The 26,754-nt window shown below is 66.0% G+C and carries 25 protein-coding genes, 6 pseudogenes and 1 riboswitch; of the genes and pseudogenes, 19 read left to right on the top strand and 12 right to left on the bottom strand.

The features are described from left to right. Positions 1–9: 9 nt before the first annotated feature. From GT370_RS11890 to GT370_RS11855, 8 genes and pseudogenes are all read right to left on the bottom strand, one after another. Entirely contained in the window at positions 10–996 is a 987-nt protein-coding gene (locus GT370_RS11890; protein ID WP_234731019.1) for a TAXI family TRAP transporter solute-binding subunit, read from the bottom strand. Continuing rightward, positions 993–1,940, bottom strand: a pseudogene (gene pip, locus GT370_RS11885) (prolyl aminopeptidase). Before pip ends, GT370_RS11890 begins: the two are co-directional and overlap by 4 nt. Then, positions 1,900–3,087 carry a DegT/DnrJ/EryC1/StrS family aminotransferase gene (locus tag GT370_RS11880; protein ID WP_270183115.1) on the bottom strand — a complete coding sequence of 396 codons (1,188 nt, stop codon included), beginning with the start codon at positions 3,085–3,087 and terminating at the stop codon, positions 1,900–1,902. Before GT370_RS11880 ends, pip begins: the two are co-directional and overlap by 41 nt. A gap of 11 nt (positions 3,088–3,098) precedes the next feature. After that, on the bottom strand, positions 3,099–4,238 hold the full coding sequence (locus GT370_RS11875; protein ID WP_270183114.1) for a UDP-N-acetylglucosamine 4,6-dehydratase family protein: 1,140 nt from the start codon (positions 4,236–4,238) through the stop codon (positions 3,099–3,101). After that, a complete protein-coding gene (locus GT370_RS11870) occupies positions 4,157–4,987 on the bottom strand; it encodes a nucleoside-diphosphate sugar epimerase/dehydratase (protein ID WP_270183113.1) in 831 nt (276 codons plus the stop codon). The genes GT370_RS11875 and GT370_RS11870 overlap by 82 nt, the downstream gene beginning before the upstream one ends. Positions 4,988–5,048: 61 nt before the next feature. Further along, positions 5,049–5,510 carry a RidA family protein gene (locus tag GT370_RS11865; RefSeq protein WP_008494419.1) on the bottom strand — a complete coding sequence of 154 codons (462 nt, stop codon included), beginning with the start codon at positions 5,508–5,510 and terminating at the stop codon, positions 5,049–5,051. A gap of 1 nt (position 5,511) precedes the next feature. Beyond that, the gene (locus GT370_RS11860) at positions 5,512–6,540 is read right to left on the bottom strand and encodes a TSCPD domain-containing protein (RefSeq protein ID WP_270183112.1); all 1,029 of its coding nucleotides are present in this window, start codon (positions 6,538–6,540) and stop codon (positions 5,512–5,514) included. Beyond that, positions 6,480–6,857, bottom strand: a complete 378-nt coding sequence (locus tag GT370_RS11855) for a hypothetical protein (protein ID WP_270183111.1) — start codon at positions 6,855–6,857, stop codon at positions 6,480–6,482. The genes GT370_RS11860 and GT370_RS11855 overlap by 61 nt, the downstream gene beginning before the upstream one ends. Before the next feature lie 281 nt (positions 6,858–7,138). Between GT370_RS11855 and GT370_RS11850 the strand changes: the two genes are divergently transcribed. From GT370_RS11850 to GT370_RS11820, 7 genes are all read left to right on the top strand, one after another. After that, on the top strand, positions 7,139–7,603 hold the full coding sequence (locus GT370_RS11850) for an NADH-ubiquinone oxidoreductase subunit NDUFA12 family protein (RefSeq protein ID WP_008494421.1): 465 nt from the start codon (positions 7,139–7,141) through the stop codon (positions 7,601–7,603). Further along, positions 7,603–8,169 (top strand): outer membrane lipid asymmetry maintenance protein MlaD, encoded by a 567-nt coding sequence (mlaD, locus tag GT370_RS11845; RefSeq protein ID WP_234731014.1) that lies wholly within the window; start codon positions 7,603–7,605, stop codon positions 8,167–8,169. Before GT370_RS11850 ends, mlaD begins: the two co-directional genes overlap by 1 nt. After that, on the top strand, positions 8,169–8,630 hold the full coding sequence (locus tag GT370_RS11840; RefSeq protein WP_270183110.1) for a hypothetical protein: 462 nt from the start codon (positions 8,169–8,171) through the stop codon (positions 8,628–8,630). Before mlaD ends, GT370_RS11840 begins: the two co-directional genes overlap by 1 nt. Beyond that, on the top strand, positions 8,557–8,928 hold the full coding sequence (locus GT370_RS11835) for a DUF2155 domain-containing protein (protein WP_144052749.1): 372 nt from the start codon (positions 8,557–8,559) through the stop codon (positions 8,926–8,928). The genes GT370_RS11840 and GT370_RS11835 overlap by 74 nt, the downstream gene beginning before the upstream one ends. Before the next feature lie 146 nt (positions 8,929–9,074). Next, entirely contained in the window at positions 9,075–10,133 is a 1,059-nt protein-coding gene (locus GT370_RS11830; RefSeq protein ID WP_270183109.1) for an OmpA family protein, read from the top strand. A 191-nt stretch (positions 10,134–10,324) separates the two neighbouring features. Continuing rightward, on the top strand, positions 10,325–11,125 hold the full coding sequence (locus tag GT370_RS11825) for an outer membrane protein (RefSeq protein WP_270183108.1): 801 nt from the start codon (positions 10,325–10,327) through the stop codon (positions 11,123–11,125). After that, a complete protein-coding gene (locus GT370_RS11820) occupies positions 11,115–11,408 on the top strand; it encodes an OmpA family protein (RefSeq protein WP_333490074.1) in 294 nt (97 codons plus the stop codon). The genes GT370_RS11825 and GT370_RS11820 overlap by 11 nt, the downstream gene beginning before the upstream one ends. Positions 11,409–11,465: 57 nt before the next feature. On the opposite strand, the pseudogene GT370_RS11815 reads toward GT370_RS11820, so the two are convergent. Further along, a pseudogene (locus GT370_RS11815) lies at positions 11,466–12,421 on the bottom strand (ABC transporter substrate-binding protein). Further along, positions 12,413–12,508: riboswitch (TPP riboswitch) on the bottom strand. (Overlaps the previous pseudogene by 9 nt.) 73 nt (positions 12,509–12,581) lie before the next feature. On the opposite strand from GT370_RS11815, the gene GT370_RS11810 reads away from it, so the two are divergent. Further along, a complete protein-coding gene (locus tag GT370_RS11810) occupies positions 12,582–13,505 on the top strand; it encodes a cation diffusion facilitator family transporter (protein WP_008494428.1) in 924 nt (307 codons plus the stop codon). A gap of 141 nt (positions 13,506–13,646) precedes the next feature. Here the strand turns inward: GT370_RS11810 and ubiA are convergent. Next, positions 13,647–14,545 (bottom strand): annotated as a pseudogene (ubiA, locus tag GT370_RS11805) (4-hydroxybenzoate octaprenyltransferase). Between the two features lie 19 nt (positions 14,546–14,564). Here ubiA and GT370_RS11800 point away from each other — a divergent pair. The 4 genes and pseudogenes from GT370_RS11800 (at position 14,565) to GT370_RS11780 (ending at position 17,793) form a co-directional block, all read left to right on the top strand. Beyond that, positions 14,565–15,272 (top strand): 16S rRNA (uracil(1498)-N(3))-methyltransferase, encoded by a 708-nt coding sequence (locus GT370_RS11800; RefSeq protein WP_008494430.1) that lies wholly within the window; start codon positions 14,565–14,567, stop codon positions 15,270–15,272. 50 nt (positions 15,273–15,322) lie between these two features. Continuing rightward, positions 15,323–16,693: a glutamate--cysteine ligase gene (locus GT370_RS11795; RefSeq protein WP_008494431.1), complete on the top strand. Its 1,371-nt coding sequence runs from the start codon at positions 15,323–15,325 to the stop codon at positions 16,691–16,693. A 12-nt stretch (positions 16,694–16,705) separates the two neighbouring features. Then, positions 16,706–17,377 (top strand): annotated as a pseudogene (locus GT370_RS20875) (glycosyltransferase family 87 protein). Next, positions 17,374–17,793: a hypothetical protein gene (locus GT370_RS11780; protein ID WP_270183106.1), complete on the top strand. Its 420-nt coding sequence runs from the start codon at positions 17,374–17,376 to the stop codon at positions 17,791–17,793. The pseudogene GT370_RS20875 and the gene GT370_RS11780 overlap by 4 nt, the downstream one beginning before the upstream one ends. 11 nt (positions 17,794–17,804) lie before the next feature. Here GT370_RS11780 and GT370_RS11775 read toward each other — a convergent pair whose 3' ends face one another. Both GT370_RS11775 and pyk read right to left on the bottom strand, forming a co-directional pair. Continuing rightward, positions 17,805–18,521 (bottom strand): hypothetical protein, encoded by a 717-nt coding sequence (locus GT370_RS11775; protein WP_008494435.1) that lies wholly within the window; start codon positions 18,519–18,521, stop codon positions 17,805–17,807. A 165-nt stretch (positions 18,522–18,686) separates the two neighbouring features. After that, positions 18,687–20,108, bottom strand: a complete 1,422-nt coding sequence (pyk, locus tag GT370_RS11770; protein WP_008494436.1) for a pyruvate kinase — start codon at positions 20,106–20,108, stop codon at positions 18,687–18,689. A 201-nt stretch (positions 20,109–20,309) separates the two neighbouring features. On the opposite strand from pyk, the pseudogene GT370_RS11765 reads away from it, so the two are divergent. The 7 genes and pseudogenes from GT370_RS11765 (at position 20,310) to GT370_RS11735 (ending at position 26,748) form a co-directional block, all read left to right on the top strand. Then, positions 20,310–20,605, top strand: a pseudogene (locus GT370_RS11765) (DUF1244 domain-containing protein). Between the two features lie 141 nt (positions 20,606–20,746). Further along, positions 20,747–21,004 (top strand): DUF2312 domain-containing protein, encoded by a 258-nt coding sequence (locus GT370_RS11760; protein ID WP_008494438.1) that lies wholly within the window; start codon positions 20,747–20,749, stop codon positions 21,002–21,004. Positions 21,005–21,120: 116 nt separating this feature from the next. After that, positions 21,121–22,932 (top strand): M3 family oligoendopeptidase, encoded by a 1,812-nt coding sequence (locus GT370_RS11755; RefSeq protein ID WP_008494439.1) that lies wholly within the window; start codon positions 21,121–21,123, stop codon positions 22,930–22,932. After that, positions 22,929–24,280, top strand: a pseudogene (locus tag GT370_RS11750) (ABC1 kinase family protein). Before GT370_RS11755 ends, GT370_RS11750 begins: the two are co-directional and overlap by 4 nt. A gap of 30 nt (positions 24,281–24,310) precedes the next feature. Then, entirely contained in the window at positions 24,311–25,060 is a 750-nt protein-coding gene (locus tag GT370_RS11745; protein ID WP_008494441.1) for a class I SAM-dependent methyltransferase, read from the top strand. A 188-nt stretch (positions 25,061–25,248) separates the two neighbouring features. Further along, entirely contained in the window at positions 25,249–26,253 is a 1,005-nt protein-coding gene (locus tag GT370_RS11740) for an NAD(P) transhydrogenase subunit alpha (protein ID WP_442865420.1), read from the top strand. Positions 26,254–26,358: 105 nt separating this feature from the next. After that, positions 26,359–26,748, top strand: a complete 390-nt coding sequence (locus GT370_RS11735) for a proton-translocating transhydrogenase family protein (RefSeq protein ID WP_026439696.1) — start codon at positions 26,359–26,361, stop codon at positions 26,746–26,748. Positions 26,749–26,754 lie beyond the last annotated feature (6 nt).

The following is a 26,754-nucleotide window of genomic DNA, read 5'->3' as shown; positions in this document are numbered from 1 at the left end:
CCGCCAAGCCTAACCCTGCACAGCCTTCTGCGGCAGCCGGTACCCCGCCGCCCGCAACGCCCTGGCCGCACCAGGATGAAACGCAATCCCCGCCGCGTAAATCGGCGCCAGCTCCTGCGCATGCCCCGCCGCCGGCACGGCCACGCCCAGCAGCTTGCGGTTCTTCAGCGCCGCGCGTGTCACCGCCTCGGCCAGGCTGTCCGGCAGGTCGGTCGCACAGACCGCGACATTCGATGTCCCCACCGTGCCGACATTCACGCTCTGCCCCGGAAAGGTATCGGCGCTCAGAACCGTCCGGAAAAATCCCGGCAGCTTATGCGCCACTTGGGCCGATTGCGCGGCGGACATGCCGATGAGCGCCAGGTGCCGCCCCATCGCCGCCGCGTTCAGCGCCGGCAGCGGCGGCGCTCCGATAAAGGCGCAGGCCGCCAGCTCGCCTTTCAGCATCGCCAGCACCTGCTGCTGGTAATCGCCGCTCACCACCCGGGCAGGGGCCACGCCCAGTGCTGTCAGAATCTGTTTCACCGTATCGGCGCTGCTGGAGCCATCCGGCCCGACGCCGACCACCTGCCCCTGCAACTGCGCCAGCTCGCGCACGCCTGCCCCGGTGGAGGCGACGATCTGCAGGCTGGAGGCATAGGCCGGGAACAGGGCGCGGAAGCCGTTCAGCTTTACCCCGGCGGTCCAGCTGCCCTGGCCGGAACGCCCCTGCGCCGCCACCGCCGTGCTGGAGAGCCCAAGCTGCGCCTTGCCTTCCTCGATCAGCAGCAGATCGGCGCTGGAACCGCCGGTGGTGCGGTAGGCGATATCGATGCCGGTTTCCCGCTGCACCAGCTCGCCCCAGGCCGGGGCGAAAATCGCAAACGCCCCGCCGGGGGCGCCGGTGCCCATCACCAGCGCGCCGGGCCAGGGGGCGGCAGGCTGTGCGGCCAGGCCCGGGCGGGCGAAGGGCAGGGCCAGCCCGGCCCCCAGCAAGGTGCGGCGGGTCAGGCTCATAACAGCCCCCGGCAGCGCTCAAGGGCGGAAATCAGCGCCGTGCGCACGCCCGGTTCCAGTGCCGAATGCCCGGCATCCGGCACGATGGTCAGCCTTGCCTGCTCCCAGGCGGCGGCGAGTTCGAAGGCGGATTGCGCCGGGCAGATCATGTCATAGCGCCCCTGCACGATCTCGCCGGGAATGCCCTGCAGCCGGTGCATATGCGCCAGCAGCCCGCCCGGCGGCAGGAACAGATCATTGCGGAAATAATAGGCCTCGATCCTTGCCAGCCCGATCGCGGTGCGGTCTTGGGCGAAGGCGGAGACCGCCTCGAAGCTCGGCAGCAGCGTCGAGCAGGAGCCCTCATACACGCTCCAGGCCCGCGCCGCCTCGGCCTGCATGCGCGGGTCCGGGTCGGTCAGGCGCTTGAAATAATTGCCGAGGATATCGCCGCGCTCTTCCGGCGGCAGGAAGCTGGTGAAGGCGGCGTGGGCGTCCGGAAACACGCGCTGCAGCCCGTGCAGGAACCACTCCACCTCCTGCGTCCGGCCGAGGAAGATGCCGCGCAAAATCGCCGCCGCCACATGCTCGGGATGCGCCTGCGCATAGGCCAGCGCCAGGGTCGAGCCCCAGGAGCCGCCAAACAGCACCATTCGCTCGATATTCAGGAAATTTCGCAGCGTTTCGATATCGCGGATCAGCTGCGGGGTATTGTTGTTCTCCAGCCCCCCAGCGGGCGCGACCGCCCGGCGCCGCGCTGGTCGAAAATGATCACCCGCCAGATGCTGGGATCGAAAAACCGCCGATGCACCGCCCCGGCCCCGGCGCCGGGCCGCCATGCAGAAACAAAACCGGCTTGCCATTCGGGTTGCCGACCTGCTCCCAGTACATCACATGCCCTCGGAGAGGGGCAGATAGCCGGTCTCAAACGGCCCGATATCGGGGAACAGATCGCCGCGCGGCATGGCTAACCCCCAGCGCCTGGATCAGCGTCGCGGCGACGCGCTGCGCCTGCTCATCGGAAAGGTCGGGGTGGATCGGCAGCGCCAGCACCCTTGCCCCCAGGCTTTCGGCCACCGGCAGCGCCGGGCCGTCATGCGCAGGCTGATAGGCCGGCTGCTGGTGCAAGGCACGGGGATAATACACCGCATGGCCGATGGAAGCCGCCGCCAGCGCCGCCTTCGCCGCCTCGCGGGTGGCTTCATCTGGCAGCGTCACGCAATAAACCGCCCAGGCGCTCTGGCTCCCGGGCATCCGCGCCGGCACCGCCAGCACGTCTTTCAGCGCCGCGTCGTAAATTTTGGCGATCTCCTCGCGCCGAACCAATTCCGCCTCGAAGACCTCGAGCTTTGCCAGCAGCACGGCGGCCTGCATCGTATCCAGCCGGCCATTCATGCCGGTGCGCAGCACCTCATAGCGGGTCGTGCCCTCGCCATGGGTGCGCAGTGAGCGATAGAGCGCCGCGCGCTCGGCGGATTGCGTGAACAAGGCGCCGCCATCGCCATAGGCGCCGAGCGGCTTGGAAGGGAAAAAGCTGGTGGCGGTGGCATCGGCGGCTTTGCCCAGCCGTACCCCGCCTTGCGCGGCGCCGAAGCTCTGGGCGCAATCATCGAGCGTAAACAGCCCCTCGCGCGCCGCAATGGTTGCAATCCCGGCCCAGTCCGCCGGCTGGCCGAACAGATCAACTCCGATGATCGCCCGCGGCCGCAACGCCCCCGCCTTCTTCACAGCGGCGATGCGCGCCTCCAGGCTGGCCAGATCCATCTGGAAGGTGCGGGGATCGACATCCACGAATACCGGCGTTGCCCCCAGCAGCAGCGGCACTTCGGCAGTGGCGGTATAGGTGAAGGCGGGCAGGAACACGGCATCGCCGCGCCCGATGCCCTCGGCCATCAGCGCGATCTGCAGCGCATCCGTGCCGGAGGAGACGCTGACGCAATGCGCAGCACCACAGAAGCTGGCAAGCTTGGCTTCCAGCTCATGCACCTCAGGCCCGAGAATATATTGCCCATGCGCCAGAACCGCGTCGAGCCGGGCTTTCAGCCCGGGAAGCCGCGCCTGTTGCGCCTTGAGGTCGAGAAACGGGATCGGGGGAAAAGCCTGGGCGTTCATGACGCCGCAGACTACTCGGCTGCGTGCGGAATCGCGAGAGGCGCGGGGCTGAAAAATTCCGGCACCATCTGCTGCAGCAGCGCCATTGCCTGCGCCTCGTCGCCACGCGCCGCGTGCCTGGCCAACGCCTCCATGGCGCGGCGCACGGCCGCCAGATCGGCCAGGCGCGGGGTGGCCATCAGCAGCCCCTCATGCTCAGTCGGCACCGGCTGCTCGGCGCCGTGAAACAATTCTTCAAATAATTTCTCGCCCGGCCGCAGCCCGGTGAATTTGATCTGGATGTCCTCATCCGGCTTCAGCCCGGCGAGGCGGATCATCTGCCGGGCGAGATCGACGATCTTCACCGGCTCGCCCATATCCAGCACGAAAATCCCGCCATCGGGGATCGCCTCGGCGCCGCTGCCGACGGCCGAGGCCTGCAGCACCAGCCCCACCGCCTCGCGCACCGTCATGAAATAACGCTGCATGCCGGGATCAGTCACGGTGAGCGGCCCGCCTTGCGCCAGCTGGCGGCGGAACAAAGGCACCACCGAACCGGTGGAGCCCAGCACATTGCCGAAGCGCACGGTCACACAGCGCAGCCCCTGCTGGCTGCGGCGCGCCTGCACATCCAGCGCCTGCGCATACATCTCCGCCAGCCGCTTCGAGGCGCCCATCACCGAGCTCGGATTCACTGCCTTGTCGGTCGAGATCAGCACCATCAGGCTGGCCCCGGCGGCGGCCACGGCATCCGCCACCACCTGGGTACCCAGCGCATTGGTGCGCAGCCCTTCCAGCCTGTTCGCCTCGACGATCGGCACATGCTTCAGCGCCGCCGCGTGAAAGACCAGATCCGGCAGAAACTCATCGGCGATGGCGCGCATATGCGGCGCATCGCGCACATCCGCCACCACCGCGCGCCGGGGCAGTGCCGGGGCCAGTTCGCGGATTTCCAGATCGATCTGCCAGAGCGCGAATTCGGAGCTGTCCAGCAGCAAAATCTCCGCCGGGGTGAACATCGCCAGCTGCCGGCAAAGTTCGGAGCCGATGCTCCCGCCCGCCCCGGTCACCATCACCCGCTTGCCGGCGATCAGATCCGCCATCGCGGCACGGTCCAGCTGCACCTGGCGGCGGTTGAGCAGATCCTCGATGGCGATCGGTTGCAGCGCCATCTTCTGGTCGGCCGGGCCAGGCGGGTCAGGCTGGGGGCGCGCATCACCCGGATATTGCGGGCCTCGGCGGCGCGCATCAGACATTGCAGCCGGTCGCCGGTGAAATGCGGCGCGGTGACGATGAGCAGATCCGGCTTTTCCGCCAGCCGTTCCAGCATGTCCCCGGCGCCATCGGCGGCGGTCAGCACGTCCAGCCCGTGCACGCGCCGGCCGATATGTTTCTCGGAAAGCGAGATCAGCCCGGTGATGCGATAGGGCGCGCTGGCCTGCTGGGCATGGGCGGCGAGAAACATCTCGGCATATTCGCCATCGCCGACCAGCAGGGCGGTCTGGGCCGCGCCCCGCGCGCCGCGCTTCTGGCGGATCAGCCGGTAGATCAATTTCGGTACAGTCAGCGCCGCGCCGAGGGTAAGAGCCAGGATGACCGGGAAGGAGGCGGAGGGCAGGGCGATGCCCGCCCCGACCATCAGCAGGCACAGCATCAGCGCCGTCACCAGTGCCGCCAGCCCTAGCCCCATCAGATCGCGCATCGAGACGAAGCGCCAATGCAGGCGCGACAGGCCGAAGGGAATGCCGAGCAGCCAGATTGCCCCGGCACCCGCCACCGGCAGCATATGCGGGTGCGGCACCGGCGCCGCGGGATTGGCGAGCCAGAAGCTGGCGCCCACAGCGAAAGCCGCAAAGGCGCCATCCAGAACGATGTTCACCGCCATGCGCAGAGGCAGGGACGGGATGTCGGTATGACTCATGGCCGACTTATAACCGCGATAATAAAGGCAGAAAAACGGTCAAAATCACGCGGAGGGTGAATTAACCGATATAAAACAGCCCTTCGACCTCCACCGCCGCGTCCAGCGGCAGCGACGCCACGCCCACGGTGGAGCGCGCATGCCGCCCGGCCTCGCCAAACACCGCCACCGAAAGATCGGAGGCGCCGTTCATCACCACCGCATGCTGGGTGAAATCCGGGGTGCAGGAAATGAAGCCGCCGAGCCGCACCACCTTGGTCACGCTCTCCAGCCCATTCGGCAACGCCGCCTGCAGCTGGGCGAGCACATTGATCAGGCAGAGCCGCGCCGCGTGCTGGCCTTCTTCCAGCGCCACGCTGGCGCCGAGCTTGCCGGTCACGGCGACCTTGCCGGCGATCGCCGGCAGCTGGCCGCTGACCGTGACCAAATTGCCGGTAATGCTCACCGGCACATAATTCGCAACCGGCGCCATCGCCTGCGGCAGTGTGATGCCCAGCTCGGCCAGGCGCTCGGAAATGCTCATCTCAGCTCACCAGTTTCAAATTGCGACGGCGTTCGCGCGGGGCCGGGGCCGGCAGGTCCAGCGGCAGCAAGGGGGCGCGTTCCGCCGCACCGTCGCCCAGCTCATCCGGCGCGTCAATGCCGGCCGGGGCGAGGTTGGTCTGGCCAAGATAATTCACCGCCAGATTGCGGAAGACATAATCCAGCATCGAGGTCGCGGCCGGCACCGCCGGGTCCCCTTCGACCACGCCGGCCGGCCCAAAGCGGGTGAAGGTGAAGGCCTCGACATAGGTGGAGAGATTGACGCCGTGCTGCAGCCCGATGCTGACCGAGATGGCGAAGGCATCCATCAGCCCGCGGAAGGCCGAGCCCTCCTTGTGCAGGGCGATGAAGATCTCACCCAGCCGCCCGTCCTTATATTCTCCCGTGGAGAGGAACAGCTTGTGCCCGCCCACGGCCACCTTCTGGGTATAGCCGGTGCGCCGGGCCGGCAGCATTTCGCGGTTGACCTGCGCGGCGGGGGCAGTCAGCGGCGCTGGGCGGCGCGGCATGACGGGGACCAGAGCGGCCAGCGCGTCGTGCATGGCGCCATGGGCGCTCGAGCGGGGCAGCGGGAATAAATCCTCGCCAGCCAGCATCCGGGCTAGCGCCCGCTCTGCCGTTAGCCCGCGCGCCGCCAGGGATTGCAACGCCCAGTGCGCCAGCCCGCCATCCTGGTTCAGCGGCGAGAGGGCAGGGGCGAAATTCACCTGTTCGGCGCCCAGCAGCGCCTCGATCTCGGCCTCGCCGAGGAAGCCCAGCAGGCTCTCATGCCGGCGCTGGCCGAAGCTGAGCGCCTGCTCCTGCGCCGCCAAAGCCGCTTCGCGCAGCCCGGGTAGCACGCCATCCTCTGGCAAAGCCGGGGCGGTGATGCGCGTGCCCGGCGCATTGCCGCGTGCCAGCAGCCGGGCGGAGGCCAGATCCGCCTCGGCGCCGATGAAGCCGGTCAGCGTCACCGCCAGATCCCGCGCCGGCGCCGAGTCGTAAGCCAGCCCCAGCCGCGCCAGGAACAAATTGAAATCGGTAAAACCCAGCCGCAGCCGGTGCTCGGAGGGGCGGCCAGGGTCAGCGCCGTCACCGCCAGCTGCACGTCATGGCCAAGGGCGGCGAAGTCGAACCCGCCCGCCTCATCAAGATAAGCGGAAGGGTTAAACACAAAGCCCGGCTGCCCACCGGCGCGGTTGCGCCAGACATTGCCGCTGGGGCTGGCGCGGTGCGCGGCCAGCATGGCGTGCAGCTCATGGCCGATGCGCTCGCCCAGCCCGGCGGCCAAAGCGCGGGCCGCGATCGGCGCGATCCAGCTCTCCGCCGCCTCGGCGATATGGCGCATCCGCCGGCCCGGCAGAATGGCGGCCAGCGCGTTCGCCGCCTCCTGCCCCAGGCGGCGGGCAGCGTGACCAGCACGGTCTCGGCATCCGGATCGGGGGCGGCCTCGAAGGTCGCGAGCTTGACGCCGTGCCAGGATTTATCGGTTCGGATCTGTGCCATGGATCGAGTTTAGGCCCTGATATGACTCAATTAAAGTGCATCTTGTGTTGAATCTCGGCCTGACCCACAGAATCTTGTGGATAGCTTTTCCATCATGCCGTCACGCTGCGTTGCACCGGCGAGATGGACCATTCGCGCGGCTTCACCTATATCACAGCCATGAGCAACGCCGCCCAAAGCCCGGCCGCGACCGGCCCCGCCTCCACCGATAAGGCAAAGCCGCTTGGCCTCAAGCGCCTGATCCTGAATCCCGGTCTGTTTTTCCTCACCACCTTCAAAGGCCGCTTCATCGGCCGGGACGAGGCGGGGAACCAGTATTTCGAGCGCCCGGGCAAGCCGCGCGCCCGGCGCTGGGTGGTCTATGCCGGGGTGCAGGACCCCTCGGTGGTGCCGCCGCAATGGCATGCCTGGCTGCATCACCTCACGGATGCGCCGCTTGCCGCCGCGCCCCGCGCCTGGCAGCGCCCGCACAAGCCCAACCTCACCGGCACGCCGGCGAGCTACCGCCCGGCCGGTCATGACTACATGGGCGGCAAGCGCGCCGCGGCCTCGGCGGATTATGAATCCTGGACCCCGGATCAAGGCTGATGGTCCGCCGCGTTCCGGAACTCGCCGCCGGGTTTGCCGTCATCATCGTCGCCGTGCTGTTCCTGCTCTACGCGCTGCGTGGGGCGGGTGAGGTCAACACGGGCGGCTATCCGCTGCAGGCGCAGTTCGGCTCCGTCGGCGCGCTCAGCGTCGGCGCGGATGTCAAGATCGGCGGCGTCGTCGTCGGCCATGTCGCCGCCGAGACGCTGAACCCCACCACCTATGCCGCGCAGGTCAAGCTCGCCATCAATAGCGATATCAAGGTGCCCGAGGATAGCAGCGCCTCGATCACCTCCGACAGCCTGCTCGGCGGCTCCTATATCTCGATCTCGCCCGGTGGCTCCAATACGATGATGAAGCCCGGCGCCAGCTTCCAGGTCACTCAGTCGGCGGTGAATCTCGAGGATCTGCTCGGCAAGTTCATCTTCTCGATGGGCAATGGCGGCGGCGCCAAGAGCAGCGGCCAGGGCAGTGGGCAGAGCAACGGCCAGAGCGGCGCGCAGGGCGGCACCGCCGGCGCGTCCGCGCCAGCCCAGCCCAGCAACCCGATGGCGCTGTCGAAATAATGCGCCTTCTCCTTCTGGCCAGCGCCGTCTCGCTGATCGGCGGCGCGGCCTTCGCGCAGAGCATGCTGGGGCAGAGCAGCCCTGGCCAGGGCGCTGGCGGCACGCAGGCCCCCGCTGTGCTGGTGCCGGCGGCGCCGCCCGTGGTGGCGGCGCCGCCAACCGCCCCGGTGGCGCCCGTCGCCCCCAGCCCCGCCCCACCGCCGGGCCTGGTGGAAACCCCGCTGCCCCCGCCCGGCAGCGACAACGCCGATAATGGCAGCGGCGCCGCCGATAACGGCAATGGCGCGAATACCGATAATGGCGGCACCGCGCAGGCGCAGGTCGTCTCCCCGGCGGCGCCGAACGGGCTCAACCCGCCCCGCCCCCGCCCCCGCCGGCAATGGCGCGGTGGCGCCAGGCCCCAGCGGCAACAACCCCGCCCCGCTGCCCAACAACGATGTCGCGCCGACCCCGCCGAATGATTGGGTCCCTGGCAAGACCGCCGAGATCGGGGTGTTGAGCAAGGCCGATGGCAGCACCTCGACCTTGACCATCCCCGTCGGCGGCCAGGCGACCGCGGGCGACCTGATTGTCAGCGTGCAGGCCTGCGTCACCCGCCCGCCGGGACAACTTCCTGATGTGGCGATCTTTTTGACGTTGCAACCAAAAGATGGTTCCGGCAGCGCACCGCTCTATCATGGCTGGATGGTGCGCTCCGCCCCAGGGGCCACCGATGCGGGGAACGCTGGGGAAGCTTTCCGGGTTATGAACTGCTCGTAAAATTTCCTGTACGATCATCAGGTTGTGCCCAAAATGCCACAGGTCCAGAATGTTAAAATCGAAACCCGTTTTGATCTGTTGAATTCCCGTCGGCAGGGCTAAATAGACCTTGGTTAATTAAACGCACTCACTTTTGGAGTCACGTCATGAAGCTGCGCTTAGCCCTTGCCGCCGCCACCTGCCTTGCGCTGCCCCTCGCGGCGCACGCGCAGCCGGTTACCGGCCCTTATGTCAGCCTGGGTGCTGGCACCACCATCCAGAACCCGATCAACATCAACAGCCGCTCCACCGGCTCGTCCGGCAAGATGCTGTTCCGTGACTCCTACTCCGGCGACGCCGCCGTGGGTTATGGCTTCGGCAACGGTTTCCGCGTCGAGTTGAACGGCAACTTCTACCGCGACACCGCGCACAAGGTTGATGGCAACGGCGGCCTCGGCCAGACCCGCGTCACCGGCGGTCTGAACACCTATGGCCCGATGGTCAACGTGCTGTACGACTTCAATGTCGGCCTGCCGATCTTCCCCTATGTCGGCGCCGGCGCTGGCTACCAGTGGCAGAAGTTCGACAGCCATGTCGTGAATAACGGCGTTGGCGTCGGCGGCACCAAGGGCTCCTTCGCCTACAACATCATCGGCGGCGTGTCCTACCCGCTGGCGATGGTGCCGGGCCTGTCCCTGACCGCCGAGTATAAGTTCACCCAGCTGACCGCCAGCCGCAACTACGCGGCGATCCAGCCGGGCGGCGGGCAGCTGCATGTCGGCCAGTCCACCAGCCACACCTTCCTGCTGGGCCTGCGCTATCAGCTGTTCCAGCCGCCGGCCCCGCCGGCTCCGGCTCCGGCTCCTGCCCCGGTCGCTGCTCCGGCTCCGGCCCCGGCCAAGACCTACCTGGTGTTCTTCGACTGGGATAAGTACAACCTGACCCCGCGCGCGACCCAGATCATCGCGCAGGCCGCGTCCGACTCCAAGACGCAGAACGTCACCACCCTGGAAGTCAACGGCTACACCGACACCTCGGGTACCGCGACCTACAACATGGGTCTGTCTGTGAAGCGCGCGAAGGCGGTTGCCGCCCAGCTCGTCGCCGACGGTGTGCCGGCCTCCGAGATCGAGATGCACGGCTATGGCGAAACCCACCTGCTGGTTCCGACCGGCCCGGGTGTGCGCGAGCCGCAGAACCGTCGCGTGGAAATCATCTTCCACTAATCTTCGCGCAAGCGTGGATGAGACCCCGGCAGGCAACTGCCGGGGTTTTTTATTGCCAGGCGCGTGAGGCGCGTTGCATTTTGGCTACAGCAAAGCGCCGCGTGCGCGTGCCCCTTCGCAACCGGCCCATTTGCCTCCACATAGGCTCAAGTGCCGTTCTGGAATGGCGCCTGTCGGAAGGAAATCAGATCATGCAGTTTCGAGCCGCCTTATTCGCCGCGACAATGCTGGCCGTGCCGCTGGCGCTGGCCGGCCGGGCAGAGGCCCAGCCAGTGGCCGGCCCCTATGTCAGCCTGGGCGGCGGCCTGGATCTGAAGAGCGCCACCACCCAGAAGAATTATGTCGCCGGCGGCGCCAATCTCTCTGGCGACACCAAGGCGGTGTTCAAGAACGGCTTTGATGCCCGTGCCGCCATCGGCTACGGCTTCAATAATGGCTGGCGGGTCGAGCTGGAAGGCGACTATATCCGTAACGGGCTGGACAAGGTGAAGTCCGGCGGCGTCGCCGCCAAGGGCAGCGGGCATGAGAGCCAGTATGGCGGCTTCGTCAACGGCGTTTATGATTTCGATATCGGCCTGCCCTGGCTTTATCCTTATCTCGGTGCTGGCATCGGCTGGCAGGAAGCCCGCTACAGCGATGCCAAGGCGGGCGGTTTCAACGTCAACCAGGCGCGCGGCTCCTTCGCCTATCAGGGCATTGTCGGCCTGTCCTTCCCGATCGCGCCGGTGATGGGCCTCTCCGCCACCGTCGAATATCGCTTCATCGGCCTGACCACGGCGCGCCGTTACGCGATCGACAATGCCGGCATCCCCGCCAGCTTCAAGCAGCAGGGCGAGTATAACAACCAGATCAATATCGGTCTGCGGTACGAATTCGCCCCGCCAGCCCCGCCGGCCCCGGCGCCGCAGCCGGCCGCCGCGCCCGCCGCGGCCCCGGCGCCCGCCCGGCCAAGACCTATCTGGTGTTCTTCGACTGGGATAAATACAGCCTGACCCGCGCGCGACCCAGATCATCGCGCAGGCCGCCTCCGACTCCAAGACGCAGAACGTCACCACGCTGGAGGTTAACGGCTACACCGATACCTCGGGGACCGCGACCTACAATATGGGCCTGTCCGTGAAACGTGCGAAGGCGGTTGCCGCCCAGCTCGTCGCCGATGGCGTGCCGGCCAACGAGATCGAGATGCATGGCTATGGCGAGACGCATCTGCTGGTGCCGACCGGCCCGGGTGTGCGTGAGCCGCAGAACCGCCGGGTGGAAATCATTTTCCACTAAGAAAGACGTGGGGGATTTTTGTAAAAATCCCCCACACCCCAAAAACGTCTGAAAACTTTAGGCTTCGATTTGGACGGCGTAGTTGCCTAAGGGCAGCTTTTTCTTGATCACGCCGTTGGCCAACAGGAAGTCTCGGTAGGTTAGATAGCGGGCGTCGTTCAGCTTCGCCGGGTCCTTCGCGAAGTAGGGCGGCATCGCGTGCCAGGAAGCGATGTCGAGCTTGTCGTTCAGGCTCGGATTATCCTTCAGGAATTGCTTCAGCATCCCCTCCGGGTCTGCCTGCAACGCCGCCACGCCTTCCTTCAGCGCGCTCAAAAACGCCTTCAGCGCCGTGTTCTTCAGCCCGCTTTCATTGGAGAGCAGCAGCAGCTCATCCGAGGCCGGCACCCCGTAATCCTCCGGCAGGAAGATCACCGGGTCCAGCCCGGCCTGCGCCAGCTGAATATCCTCGTAATTCCTGTAGGTGCCGATCACCGCGTCGACCGATTTGCTCTGCAATGCCGAAACCAGCTCGAAATTGACATTCACCAGCTGAATATCGGCCAGGCTCATGCCGACATGCTTGAGCATCGCGCCGATGATCACCGGCTCCACCCCGCCACCGAATAGCCGACCTTGCGGCCTTTCAGATCCTGCAGCTTGGTGATGCCGCTGGCCTTCAGCGCCGTCAGCGTGTTCAGCGGCTTGTCGATCAGCGTGCCGGTCCGGCGCACCGGCAGCCCCTGGTCGACCAGCAGGTACAGCTCGGTCTGGTAGGTCAGCGCCGCATCGGCCTTGCCGGCGGCAACCAGGCGCGGCGGCAGATCCGGGTCGGTCGGCGCCACCAGCTTCACATCCAGCCCGGCCTTGGCATAGGCGCCGCAATATTTCGCGGCGAAGAGCGGGGCATGGTCGGGATTCACGAACCAGTCGAGAATCAGCGTGAACGGCGTCGCGGTCGCGGCGCGGGCCAGAGCCGGCGCGGCAAGCGCAGCGCTGGCGGTTGAGAGGAATAGACGTCTATTGAGGCTCATTGGCGCTCTCCCTTCGCTGGCATGACCCAGGCAGGTTCTACGGGTATGATCTCAGCCCGCACGATGCGGACACCCCGGCGTGATGCTTCTCCCGCGTTTAGGGCCGCGTCGTCAATCTTGCGTCTTGGGTTGGCGGGGGGCTTCGCGCTAAACCGCTCTCATGAGCACGACAGATCCGACCGACGCGACGCTGCGCAAGGCCGCCAGCGGCGCCAGCCTGGCTTTTGCCGTGGTGCTGGTGGTGGTGAAATTCGCCGCCTGGATCGCCACCGGCTCGATGTCCCTGCTCACCTCGGCGGTGGATGCGCTGGTGGATGTCGGCGCCAGCCTCGCCACATTTTATGGGGTGCGCTACGCCCAGCGCCCGGCGGACGCGGATCATCGCTACGGCCATGGCAAGGGTGAGGCCATCGCCGCCTTCACCCAGGCGATGCTGCTGGCCGGCGCGGCGATGGTGCTGGCCTTCCAATCCATCGAACGGCTGGTGTTTCCGGAAAGACTGGAAGCGCTGGATTTCGGCATCATGATCATTGCGCTGAGCCTGCTCGCCGCCATCGTTCTGGTGGTGATGCAGAGCTGGGTGGTGGGCCGTACCGGCTCCACCGCCATCGCCGCCGACCGTGCGCATTACCTCACGGATGTCGCGGTGAATGCCGCCGTGCTGGCGGCTTTGGCGCTGACCCATTTCACCGGCTGGACCCGCGCCGACCCGGCCTTCGCGCTGCTGATCGCGCTTTACATGATGTGGAATGCGCGCTTCGTGGCGAATGAGGCGCTGAGCCAGTTGCTCGACCGCGAATTGACCGAGACCGACCGGATGATGATCCGCCGCACCGCGCTGGGCTGCCGGGGGGTGGAGGATATCCATGATCTACGCACCCGCCATGCCGGGGACCGGGCGTTCGTGGAATTCCATCTGGAGGTGGAGGGGCGGCTCAGCGTCAATGAGGGCCATGCCATCGGCGATGCGGTGGAGCGCGCGGTGCGCCGGGCGCTGCCGGGCCGGGTGGAGGTGAGCGTGCATCTGGAGCCGGCGGGGATCGAGGATCACCGGCTGGACGATCAGGTGGAAACCAAAGGATAGGTGCCAAAAGTTTTTTGGGGCCGCCCCTTTTTTTCAAAAAAGGGGCGGGGAGGCCTGGGCGTATGCACCTGCGTTGCCAACACCCCAAACGTTTTGCGGCCCTTTTTGAAAAAAGGGCCGCCTCCCAAAAACTTTTGAACCCTACATCCACCCCATCAAAATCGCCGCCGCCACTGCCAACCCCACATCCCGGTTCAGCTTGAACAGCGCCAGGCACCGCGCCGGATTATCAATATCCAGCCTGATAATCTGCCAGGCCAGCAGCGCGCCAGGCACCACCATCAGCCAATAGCCCCAGGGGTGCAGCGAAAAGCCGGACATCGCGATCAGCAGCATCAGAAACGCCAGCGCGTAGAGAATGCACAGCGCCTCGCGGGTACGCGTGCCGAACAGCCGCGCGGTGGATTTCACCCCGATCAGCGTATCATCCTCGCGGTCCTGATGCGCATAGATCGTGTCATAGCCGATGATCCAGAAAATCGCGCCGAGATAGAGGAACAGCACCGGCCAGGTGAGATGCCCCCTTGCCGCGGCGAAACCCAACGGCGCGCCCCAGCCAAAGGTGAGCCCGAGAAAGGCCTGCGGCCACCAGGTGACGCGCTTGGCCAGCGGATACAGCACCACCAGCACCAAGGAGACCACCCCAGCAGCTTCGCGGTATTGTTCAGCGTCAGCAATATCGCCAGCCCGATGGCGCAGAGGATCGCCAGGAAGCCCAGCGCCTGAATCGGCGTCACCATGCCCGAGGCCAGCGGGCGGCCGCGGGTGCGCTCCACCATCGCATCCATTTTGCGGTCCCAGAGATCGTTCACCACGCAGCCCGCCCCGCGCATCACCACGCTGCCGATGCCGAACAGCACGGTGAACCACAGCCCCCACCAGAAATTTTTCGCGGTCAGGCAAATCGCCCACAGCCCGGGCAGAAATAGCAGCCAGGCGCCGATCGGCCGGTCCAGCCGCGCCAGCAGCACATAGGGAAGGTAACGCTCGGGCAGACGCGCCACCCAGCCGCCGCGCCTGATATCGGTAAATCCGCTCATATCTGCTATTCAGCCCGGCATGGCCGATACGTCAATTCGTCTGCATGTTCCCGATCTCCCCGGCGCCGGCGAGGGCTTTGCCGTCTCCGATGGCCAGGCCCATTATCTCGCCAATGTCATGCGGCTGGGCGAGGGCGATACAATACGGGTTTTTAATGGCCAGGCCGGGGAATGGCGCGCCCGCATCGCCAAAATCTCCCGCAAGGCCGCGATTCTGGAGCCCACCCAGCAGACCCGGGTTCCGGCGCCGGAGCCCGATGCCTGGCTCTGCTTTGCCTTGCTGAAACGACAGAAAACCGATCTGGTGGTGGAAAAAGCCACCGAGCTCGGCGTCTCCGTGATCCAGCCGATCATCACCGCCCGCACCAATGCGGACCATGTGAATCTCGAACGCCTGCGCGCCATCGCCACCGAGGCGGCGGAGCAATGCGAGCGCCTGCATGTCCCCGAAATCCGCGCGCCGCTGCCGGTGATGAAGCTGATGGCGGCCTGGCCGGCGCAGCGCCCGCTTTGCATCGCCGATGAGCGGCGCGACGCTGCCCTGCTTGGCCCAGCCTCCGGCCCCAGCGCCTTGATGGTCGGTCCGGAGGGGGGCTTTACCGATCAGGAGCTTGAAGCTATCGCGCGAACACCCATCATTACACGCGTGTCATTGGGCAGCCGCATCCTGCGGGCCGAAACCGCCGCCATCGCCGGGCTGGCGCTGCAACTCGCAGCCCAGCCCTGAGACAGCGCCCGGCATCGCGCCTGAAACACAGAGTTTGAAGGAAGAGAGACTTGTCAAATCCCGGTGACGCTGACGCGCGTGTGGTTGAAAGCGTCAAGGATCTGGCGGCCTATCTGGACTCCGGCGCGAAGCCGGCCGCCCAGTACAGCATCGGCACCGAGCATGAGGCCTTCGGCTTCCGCGCCGCTGATTTCACCCCGCCCGCCTATGAGGGGGCGGATGGCATCGGCGCATTGCTGCGCGCCGTGCAGGCGCGCGACGGCTGGGCGCCGATCCTCGATCATGGCAACATCATCGGGCTGAAAGGGGCGGGCGGCGCCTCGATCTCGCTGGAACCGGGCGGGCAGTTCGAGCTCTCCGGCGGCACGCTGGCGGATCTGCACGCCACCAAGGCGGAGCTGGATGCGCATGTCGCCCGGCTGCGCGCCGTCACCCCGGCGCTGGGGCTGGGCTTCGCGCCTTTGGGCTTCCACCCCACCGCCACCCGCGCCGCCATGCCCTGGATGCCCAAGGGCCGCTACAAGATCATGCGCGGCTACATGCCCAAGGTCGGCACGCGCGGGCTGGACATGATGCTGCGCACCTGCACCGTGCAGGTGAATCTGGATTTCACCTCCGAGGCGGACATGGTGGCGAAGATGCGCGTCGGCGCTGCCCTGCAGCCGCTCGCCACCGCCCTGTTCGCCAACTCGCCCTTCTATGAGGGCAAGCCCAACGGCCTGCTCTCCAACCGCGCCAATGTCTGGACCGATACCGACAATGCCCGCTCCGGCATCCCGGCGGTGATCTTCGAGGACGGGTTCGGCTTCGAGGCCTATGCCAACTGGCTGCTCGATGTGCCGATGTATTTCGTCTATCGCGACGGCGGCTATCACGACGTCGCCGGCGCCTCCTTCCGCGATTTCATGGCGGGCAGGCTGGCCGGGCTGGAGGGCGAACGCGCCACCATCGGCGATTTCGCGGACCATTCCACCACCGCCTTCCCGGATGTGCGGCTGAAGAAATATATCGAAACCCGGGGCGCTGATTCCGGCCGCCCGGAGATGATGCTGGCGCAATCCGCCCTTTGGACCGGGCTGTTCTACGACGCGGCGGCGCTGGCCGCCGCCCAGGCGCTGATCAAAACCTGGCGCCATGCGGACATATTGGCCCTGCGTGCCGCTGTGCCGGTCAGCGGCATCAACACGCCCTTCGGGAAAGGCAGCCTGCGGGATCTGGCGAAAGAGGTCGTCGCCATCGCCGCCCAGGGCCTCAAGGCCCGCGCCCGGGGCAACGCCGCCGGGGCGGATGAAAGCCTCTACCTGGCCCCGCTGCAGGAGATCGCCAACGGCGCGCCCACCCAGGCGGAGCACTGGCTGGCCCGCTATCACGGCGCCTGGAACGGCGACATCACCCGCATCTTCACCGAGGCGGCCTTCTAAGCGCGGGCCATCATGCCGCCCCTTTGGTTCATCGTCTCGGTCTTCGCCAATTTGTTGGCGATTGTGATCGACATATTGGTGGTGCATCGGCAGATCCTGCCGCAAGGCTGGATCGGTCCTGGCGATTTCCACATTTTCCGCGATGGTGCCCGCGCCGTGCTGGCACATTCAAACGCCGTCGGGGAATTGCAATACCCCCCGCCCTTTCTGTTGCTGGCGACACCGTTCGCGTTGCTCCCGGCAAATCCCGGCACTCTGCTATGGGACGCGGCGGGACTTTTGACGCTGGTGCTCTGCGGTCTGCGGGCCGGGCTGCGTCCTGGGCTGCTTCTGCTCGGCTGCGTGTCTCCGCCCGTGCTTTATTGCCTGGCCATGGGCGAGACCGGGCTGTTCATTTCCTAGGCCCTGCTGCTGGCCTTGTGCCTGCTGGAGGAGGCGCCGATCCTGGCCGGGATCGCCGCCGGCTGTGTCGTCGTCAAGCCGCAATTTGCCCTGCTGCTACCGGTCTGTTTCATTGCCGCGCGGCAATGGCGCGGCGTCGCCGCGGCCGCGATCACGGCCGGCCTTCTTTGCCTGCTGCCAATGCTTATATTCGGCCCCTGGGTGTGGCGGTTGTTTTTCAGCATCGAGCTGCATACCGCCTTGAACGATGCCGCCGCCCCTCGGCCCTGCAGCAGCATATGATGGTGACGCCCTATGTGTTCTTCCGTACGCTGGGGATGCCGGATCGCCTTTCCGGGCTTTGCCAGCTGCTGGTGAGCATCGGCGCCGGGGTGGCGTGCTGGCGGGTCTGGTCCGGCGCCGGGGCCGGGCGGTTCGGCCTAGCCGGACGCGCGGCGGTGACAACCTGCCTGATCTTCCTGGCCACCTCCTTCGGCTATATCTACGACATGTCGGTGCTGGCGCTGGCGCTGCTGCGCTACGCGGCGGCGCGCGGCTGGCGCTGGCAGGCGGCGATCATGCTGTTCTGGGGCTTCACCGGCCTTTACGGCTTCATCTCGACCTTCGCCTGGCCGGCCGGCGCGGGGCTGGTGCTGCTGCTTGTCCTCATCATCTGGCCAAGCCAAAAAAACCCGCCTGAAGGCGGGTTTTTTTCGTAAAGTGCCGGGCGTTACGGGCTCTTGCTGCTCGCCACTTCCGGATGGCTGCCGCTGGCGGTCTTCGCCTTCACCTTTTCCACCGGCTTCTTGTGGCTCACGCTCTTGGCCTTGTGCTCGGTTTTCACCGGGGCGGGAGGCGCGGCCGGGACGGCGGCGCTGGCAACCTGCGTGGTAGCGCCGGGCGGCGCGTCAGTGACGAAGCTGTCGAGCTGGTCTGGCGTCTTCATTGCCAGCACGGCGTTATATTCGGCCTGGTTGTTCAGGCAGAAAATCTGCCCCTGGGCGATGCCGGCGACCGACTGGTTGTTGGCCAGCAGGGTGATGAAGCTGTCTTCCATCTTCTGGCCGCTATAGGGGCCGCTCGCCTTGTGGAAATAGGCATCCATCTCATGCTGGGCGTCGAGCACATGCGGCTGGAAGCTGTGCATGAAGGCGTCATATTTGTCGCGCTGGTCGCAGGAGAGGGCGGCGACCATCAAGGCGGATTTCAACGCCACCACGTTGAAGGCCTGCTGGATCTTCTCCTGCTCGGCCGGGGTGAACTTGATCTTCGGCGAAACCGGCGGCGGCACCGCCACGGCGACGGCATAAATATGCCCGACCGGCGTGGCGGCGGCCTGCGGCGCCGTCACCGGCGCCGGGCGATGGCAGGCGGTGAGAAGCAGCGCCGCGGCGCCCATGCCGAACGCGATCTTGCCATACGCCGTGGCCTTGCGTGAACTGTGCAAAGTGAAAATCCTCAACCTGTCGAAGCCTTGAAACCGGCCCCCATCTTACAGGTGCCGGCAGGCGCGGCCAAGCCGCTCAGGCCAAGAAAGATCTACGCCAACCCCTTCATAATAAAACATTTGCTCAAAGGCGAGCAAAAAGTAATGAAGGGGCGGGCCGAGGGCTTAGAGTTTTGCCACGCGCAGCGCGTTGGTGGTCCCCGCCTGGCCGAACGGCACGCCGGCAACCACGACGATCTCGTCGCCCTTGCTGGCAAACCCCTCCACCCGGGCGATTTTCTGTGCATGTTCAACGGCTTGGGTCATTGAATGGGCGGCTTCGGCGCGCACCGCATGTACCCCCCACACCGCCGCCAGACGGCGCGAAACCGCCTCGTTCACGGTCAGCCCGATCACCGGGCAGTCCGGCTTCTCGCGCGCCACGCGCAGCGCCGTGGAGCCCGATTCGGTCAGCGCCACGATCGCCTTGGCATTGATGGTATGCGCCACCTGCACGGCGGCGGCGGCGATGGCGTCGGCGGAGTTCTTCTCCGGCTGCGGCCGCTTGGCATCCAGCCCGCCGCGCCAATCCTCGTCGCGCTCCACCCGGGCGATGATGCGGTCCATCATGTTCACCGCCTCGCGCGGGAACTGGCCGGCGGCACTCTCGGCCGAGAGCATCACCGCATCGGCGCCATCGAACACGGCGGTCGCCACGTCCGAAGCCTCGGCGCGGGTCGGGGCGGGGGCGGTGATCATGCTCTCCAGCATCTGGGTCGCCACCACCACCGGCAGGCCCCGCTGCTGGGCGGCGCGGATGATGCGCTTCTGCGCGATCGGCACTTCTTCCGGCGGCAGCTCGACGCCCAGATCCCCGCGCGCCACCATCACCGCCTGCGCCTCGGCCATGATGCCGTCCAGATTATCCAGCGCCTGCGGCTTCTCCAGCTTGGCCATCACCAGCGCCCGCCCGGCGGCGATGCGCTTGGCCTCGATCACGTCTTCCGGCCGCTGCACGAAGGAGAGGCCGATATAATCGATGCCCAGCGGCAGGGCGAAATCCAAATCGGCGCGGTCCTTCTCGGTCAAAGCCGGGATCGGCAGCACCACATCCGGCACGTTCACGCCCTTGCGGTCGGAGAGCACGCCGCCCACCACCACTTCGGTCAGCAGATGATCATCGCGCTTGCGCAGCACTTTCAGCCGCAATTTGCCGTCATCGAGCAGCAGCGTCGCGCCGATCTCGGCGGCGGCGATGATCTCGGGGTGCGGCAGGCAGACCCGGCGCGTATCGCCAGGGGCGCGGTTCATATCCAGGGTGAATTGCGCCCCGGTCTGCAGCTGCACCCGGCCGGACTGGAAGCTGCCCACCCGCAGCTTCGGCCCCTGCACATCCGCCAGAATGCCGATCGGCCGGCCGGTGCGCTTCTCGGCGGCACGGATCATCTCGATGCGCTGGGCGTGGTCCGCATGCGCGCCATGGGAGAAATTCAGGCGGAATACATCCGCCCCGGCCTGGAAGAGCTGCAGGATCATCTCCGGGGTGGAGCTGGCCGGCCCCAGCGTGGCGATGACCTTGGTGCGGCGGTGGCGGCGCAGACGTTCCATGCGAAAACCTCGGTTTGTTGTTTAAAATCGGTTTGTGGAGAGCGGCAGCGCCATATTGCGCCCGGCCCGCGCCTGCGGCAGGCTGGCGCCCGGGCCAGGGGCGACCCCTGTGCTGCCCGACCGGTAATTTTTAAGGTCGTTGAAATAGGCGTTTTCCACGCCGCGACTATGAGCGGGAGCAGAAACTTGAGCAACCCCTTGATGGATAGCGCTACCCAGGAGCGGCTGGAGGCGGCCGCCTTTCGCGCTTTGGTGGCGCATTTGCGGGCACGCCCCGACGTGCAGAATATCGATCTGATGAATCTGGCCGGCTTCTGCCGCAACTGCCTCTCGCGCTGGTATCGCGAGGCGGCGCAGGCGCAGGGGATCGAGCTGAGCGATCCGCAGGCGCGCGAGATCATCTACGGGATGCCCTATAAGGAGTGGCAGGCGCTACACCAGAAACCGGCGAGCCCGAGCAGCAGGCGGCGTTCAAGGCGGCCAATCCGGGGCATTAAGGGAAGTTTTTGAAAAAACTTCCCTTACCCTCAAAAACGTTTGCGACTGGACGCGGGCCGTTCGAGACCGGTGCCACGTAAAATCTCGTTGACCTGGGGCGGCCGCTTCTTTATCCCCGCCGCCCTGACCTGGAGTGGGCTATGTCTGTATCGACCGAAGAGAAACCGACCAATATCGCCGGCGAGCGGCTGCGCAGCATCATCGAGCGCATCGAGCGTCTGGAAGAGGAGCGCAAGGCGCTGGCCAACGACATCAAGGACATCTTCTCCGAAGCCAAATCCGCCGGCTTCGACGTGAAGGTGATCCGCCAGCTGATCAAGATCCGCAAGCAGGAGCCGGCCGAGGTGGAGGAGCAGGAGACCCTGCTCGACATCTATCGCCGCGCCATCGGCATGTAAAAGACACGGGGGCAAAGCCCCAAAGGTGTAAAAGATACGGGGGGCAAAGCCCCCGTTTGACCTTGGCGCCGCAACGCCTAAATCTGTTCCGTGAGATTTGAAGGAACGGAGCGGATATGAAGCAGGCACGGATCAACTGGCAGCCCGAGGGGCTCTCCGCCGGAAATGCTGCATCCCTGCCGAGCTGGGATCTGAACGATCTCTACACCTCTACCGCTGACCCGCGCCTGGCCGCCGATCTGCAGGATGTGCAGCAGCGCGCCGAGGCTTTTACCGCCTATCAGGGCAAGCTCGAAGCTCTCTCCGGCGCCGAACTGGCCGAGGCGATTCGCACCTATGAGGCGCTGCAGGAAATCCCCGGCCGGATCATGTCCTATGCCGGGCTGCTGTTCGCGGCGGACAGCTCGATTGCCGCTCACGGTCAGTTCTACCAGACCATGTCCGAGAAGCTGACCGCGCTCGGCACCAAGACCCTGTTCTTCACCCTAGAGCTGAACCGCCTCTCGGACGAAGCGCTGGCGGAAAAGCTCCGCGCCCCGGAGTTGCAGCGCTACGAATCCTGGCTGCGGGATCTACGTGTGTTCCTGCCGCACCAGCGTGAGGATGTCATCGAACAACTGTTCATGGAGAAGGAGGTCACCGGCCATTCCGCCTGGACCCGGCTGTTCGACGAAACCATCGCAGCGCTGCGATTGGAGGTCCGCGGCGAGGAGCTGACTCTCTCCGCGGCGCTGAACAAGCTCTCCGACACTGACCGCGCCGTCCGCGAGGACGCCTTCAAGGCGGTCGCCAAGACGATGGCGCAGAATGAGAAATTATTCGCCCTGGTGCTCAACACCATCGCCAAGGACAAGGCGATCGACGATGACTGGCACGCTTATCCGCATCCCTGGTCCTTCCGCAACCGCGCCAACATGGTCGAGGATGAGGTGGTGGAGGCGCTGGTCGGCGCGGTGAAATCCTCCTATGGCCGGCTATCGCACCGCTATTATGCGTTGAAGGCGAAATGGCTGGGGCTGGAGAAGTTGGAGCAATGGGACCGCAACGCCCCGCTGCCGGCGGACCTGGACAAGCATATTTCCTGGCAGCAGGCGCGTGACATCGTGCTGAACGCCTATGGCGGCTTCTCCCCGGAGCTGGCCGAGACCATCAAGCCCTTCTTCGAGAAAAACTGGATCGACGCTGATCTGCGTCCGGGCAAGGCCGGCGGCGCCTTCTCGCATTCCACCGTGCCCTCGGTGCATCCGTATGTGCTGATGAATTTCCACGGCAAGGCGCGGGATGTGATGACGCTGGCGCATGAGCTGGGCCATGGCGCGCATCAGTCGCTGGCCGCCAAGCAAGGCTATCTGCTCGCCGGCACGCCGCTGACCCTGGCCGAGACCGCCAGCGTGTTCGGCGAGATGCTGACCTTCCGCTCATTGCTGGATGCCGAGACCGATCCGGCCCGCCGGCGCATCATGCTGGCGCAGAAGGTGGAGGACATGCTCAACACCGTGGTGAGGCAGATCGCCTTCCACGAATTCGAGGTCGCCTTCCATACCGAACGCGCCCAGGGCGAGATCCTGCCCGAGCGCATTGCCGAGATCTGGCTGGACGTGCAGACCAGGAGCCTTGGGCTGGCCTTCAATTTCACCGAGGATTACAAGGTCTTCTGGGCCTATATCTCGCATTTCTTCCACTCCCCCTTCTATGTCTATGCCTATGCTTTCGGGGATTGCCTGGTGAATGCGCTCTATGCGGTTTACCAGGAGAGCCCGGATAAGGCGGGCTTCGCGGCGAAATATCGCGACATGCTGGCCGCCGGCGGCACCAAGCGGCATAAGGCGCTGCTGGCCCCGTTCGGGCTGGACGCCTCCGACCCGGCTTTCTGGAACAAGGGTTTGGACGTGATCTCAGGCTTTATCGACGAGCTGGAAAACGCATGAGCGATCGCAAGGACGGCAATTTTTTCGGCGAGATGCGGCGTATGGCCCGCACCTCGGGGGCGGTGGGCGGCATTGCCGCGCGCATCGCCGGCGAGCGGGTCTTCGGCATCAAGACCGACCAGGCCAAGCATGCCGAGGATTTGAAGGCGCTGCTCGGGGGCTGAAGGGCCCGATGATGAAGGTGGCGCAGTTCCTCTCCACCGTGCCGGACGCGCTGCCCCCGGAATATGCCAAGCAGCTGGCGGAATTGCAGGCCAACGCCCCGCCGATGGGCTGGCCCTTCGTGCGCCGGCGCATGTCCGGCGAGATGGGGCCGGATTGGGAGGGCAAGTTCCAGAGCTTCACCCGCGAGGCGGTGGCCGCCGCCAGCCTGGGGCAGGTGCACCGCGCGGTGCTGCCGGATGGCCGGGACGTGGCGGTGAAGCTGCAATATCCTGACATGCCCAGCGTCATCGAGGCGGATCTGCGCCAGGTGAAGATGGCCATGGCCGTTTACCGGCGCATGGATAACGCGATCATCCAGGACGATATCTTCGTCGAGCTCTCCGAGCGCTTCCGCGAGGAGCTGGATTATCAGCGCGAGGCCGCGCAGATCCGGCTCTACCGGCTGATGCTGGCGGATGTGCCGGATGTGAATGTGCCGGAGCCGGTGGAGGGCTATACCACCACCCGGATGCTGACCATGACCTGGCTGAAAGGCCAGGGCTTCCGGGACTGGATGGCGGCCAACCCGAGCCAGGAGGCGCGCAACGCCCTGGCCACGGCCTTGTTCCGGGCCTGGTATATCCCGTTCTATCGCTATGGCGTGATCCATGGCGATCCGCATCTGGGCAATTACCAGGTCAGCGAGAGCGGCGGGCTCAATCTGCTGGATTATGGCTCCATCCGCGTGTTTCCGCCGAAATTCGTCAGCGGCGTGCTGGAGCTCTACAATGCCGTGCGCGAGGCTGACGAGGCCCGCGCCCGCCACGCCTATGACATCTGGGGCTTCAAGGGCATCACCGACGAGCAGGTGGCGGTGCTGAATGAGTGGGCGAAATTCCTCTACCAGCCGCTGATCGAGGACCGGGTGCGGCCGATCCAGGTCGGCCAGGGTACGGAATTTGGCCGCGAGGTGGCGCAGAAGGTGCATGCGGGCTTGCAGCGCACCGGCGGGGTGCGCCCGCCGCGCGAATTCGTGCTGATGGACCGCTCCGCCATCGGGCTGGGGGCGGTGTTCATGCGCCTCGGCGCGGAGTTGAACTGGTGCCGGCTATTCCAGGAGACGGTGGCCGGGTTCGACGAGGCCGAGCTGGCGGCGCGCCAGGCGGATGCCTTGAAGATTGCCGGGGTGCCGGAGGCCAAGTAAACCTCAACCCTCAGCAAGGCGGACCCACCCATGGCGATTCTCAAACGCGGCCTGCGGTCCGGGCTTCTCGCCCGGGCCTATCGGAAGCTGCTGCACTCGATCTATGTGAACGATCTCTGGCTGGATCTGCGCCTGCACGCCAAGCGCGAGGCGGTTGAGTATGTGATCGCGCATATGCCAGAGGCGATGGTGCTGGCGGACCGCTACGAGCTGGCGCGCTTTGCCCTCGGCCGCGCCCCCCAGGAGGGGCTGGTGCTGGAATTCGGCGTCGCCGGTGGGGCCAGCTTGCGCAATCTGGCGGGCCAGACGCCGCGCGAGGTGCATGGGTTCGACAGTTTCGGCGGGCTGCCGGAGGATTGGGCCGGCACCAGGGAAGGGGCCGGCGCCTTCACCCAGAAGGGCAAGCTGCCCAAGGTTCCCGCCAATGCCAGGCTGCATCCGGGCTGGTTCGACCAGACGCTGCCGCCCTTCCTCGCCGCCCATGCCGGAGATGTTGCGTTTTTGCACGTTGACTGTGACATCTATACCAGCACGGTGACGATTTTTTCCGCCCTGGCGGGGCGGATCGTGCCGGGGACGGTCATTCTGTTTGATGAATATTTCAATTATCCCGGCTGGCGCGGGCATGAATATAAGGCCTTCCAGGAATTCATCGCGCAATCCGGCCTGACCTATGAATATATAGGTGTTTCCGCTGAAAAGGGGCATGTGGCGGTGCGCCTGGGCGCGGCGGGCAGCCTGCCGGAGCCGCGGGCGGGCGCGGCGCTCGCGCGTCCATAAAACTAAACAAACCGGAAAACGCGGCCTGGTCCCGAGGGTTGTGCCGACGCGCCAGGCGGGGCCGCGCGGCGGGCGCGGGCTTGTAATATCCAGCGCCTTAACACAAGGTAACAGAAAATTTTCAAGCGTTTGAGGACCAGGGTATGCGGTTAGCGGTTTTGAAGGAGCGTCGTGCGGGGGAACTCCGCGTGGCGGCCACGCCTGACACGGTGAAGAAACTGATCGGGCTGGGCCTGACGGTGGCGATCGAGACCGGGGCGGGGATCGCGGCGGCGATTCCGGATGCGGAATTCATCGCGGCGGGCGCCGAGATTGTGCCGGATGCGGCCGCCGCGCTGGCGGGTGCTGGGATTCTCTTCGCCGTCGCCGCGCCGGACGAGGCGGTGCGGGCATTGATCCCGCCGGGGACGCTGCTGATCGCAACCCTCGGCGCGGCCTCGGATGCCACGCTGGCGCCGGCTCTGGCGGCCGCGCGGATCGACGCGGTGGGGCTGGAGCTGCTGCCGCGCATCACCCGCGCGCAGAGCATGGATGTGCTCTCCTCCCAGGCCAACCTTTCCGGCTACCGCGCCGTGATCGAGGGGGCCTATGAATTCTCCCGCGGCTTTCCGCTGATGATGACCGCCGCCGGCACTGTCGCGCCGGCGCGCGTGTTTGTGATCGGCGCCGGTGTGGCGGGGTTGCAGGCGATCGCCACCGCGCGGCGCCTCGGCGGCGTGGTCTCGGGCACGGATGTGCGCCCGGCGGCCAAGGAAGAGATCAAATCCCTCGGCGCCAGCTATATCGGCGTGGATGACGAGGAATCCGCCAAGCAGACCGGGCCCTATGCCGGGCAGATGTCGGATGAGTTCCGCAAGAAACAGGCGGAGCTGATGGCCAGCACCGTGGCCAAGAACGACATCGTGATCTGCACCGCCTTGGTGCAGGGCCGCAAGGCGCCGGTCATCGTCACCTCGGAGATGGTGGCTTCGATGAAGCCTGGCTCGATCATCGTCGATCTGGCGGCCGAGGCCGGCGGCAATTGCGCCGAGACGGTGCCGGGCGAGACCATCACCACGCCGAACGGGGTGAAGATCATCGGCCACAAGAACTGGCCCTCGCGGATCGCGGTGGCGTCCAGCCAGCTTTATGCCCGCAATCTGCTCACCTTCCTCACCAATTTCTGGACAAGGACGCCAAGGCGCCGAACCTGAAGCCGGAGGATGATCTGATCAAGGGCGCGTTGGTGACCAAGGGCGGCGAGATCGTCCATCCCAACTTCAAGCCCGCCGTTTAATTCGCAGGGAGGCTTCATCATCATGACACCCGCAGACTTGGCCGCCCAGGCGGCGGACCTCGCCCATCAGGCCTCGATCCTGGCGCAGAACGCCGCCGGGGTTGCCGCCGTTGCGGCCCAGCACGCGCCGCCGGCGGCGCCCTTCGTGTTCCTGTTCAGCATTTTCGTGATGGCCGTGTTTGTCGGCTATTACGTGGTCTGGTCGGTCACCCCGGCGCTGCACTCGCCTTTGATGGCGGTGACCAACGCGATCTCCTCCGTCATCATCGTCGGCGCAATGCTGGCCACCGGGCTGCATGGCTCGATGGTGGCGCATGTGTTCGGCTTCCTGGCGGTGGTGCTGGTCAGCGTCAATATTTTCGGCGGCTTCGCGGTCACCAACCGCATGCTGGCCATGTTCAAGAAGAAGTAACGCCCG

Origin of the sequence: Acidocella sp. MX-AZ03 (assembly GCF_027626035.1) — a bacterium.
GTDB classification, from domain to species: Bacteria; Pseudomonadota; Alphaproteobacteria; order Acetobacterales; family Acetobacteraceae; genus Acidocella; species Acidocella facilis.
Note: the sequence above shows the minus strand (reverse complement) of the source record. Positions and strands in the feature narration are given on the sequence as shown.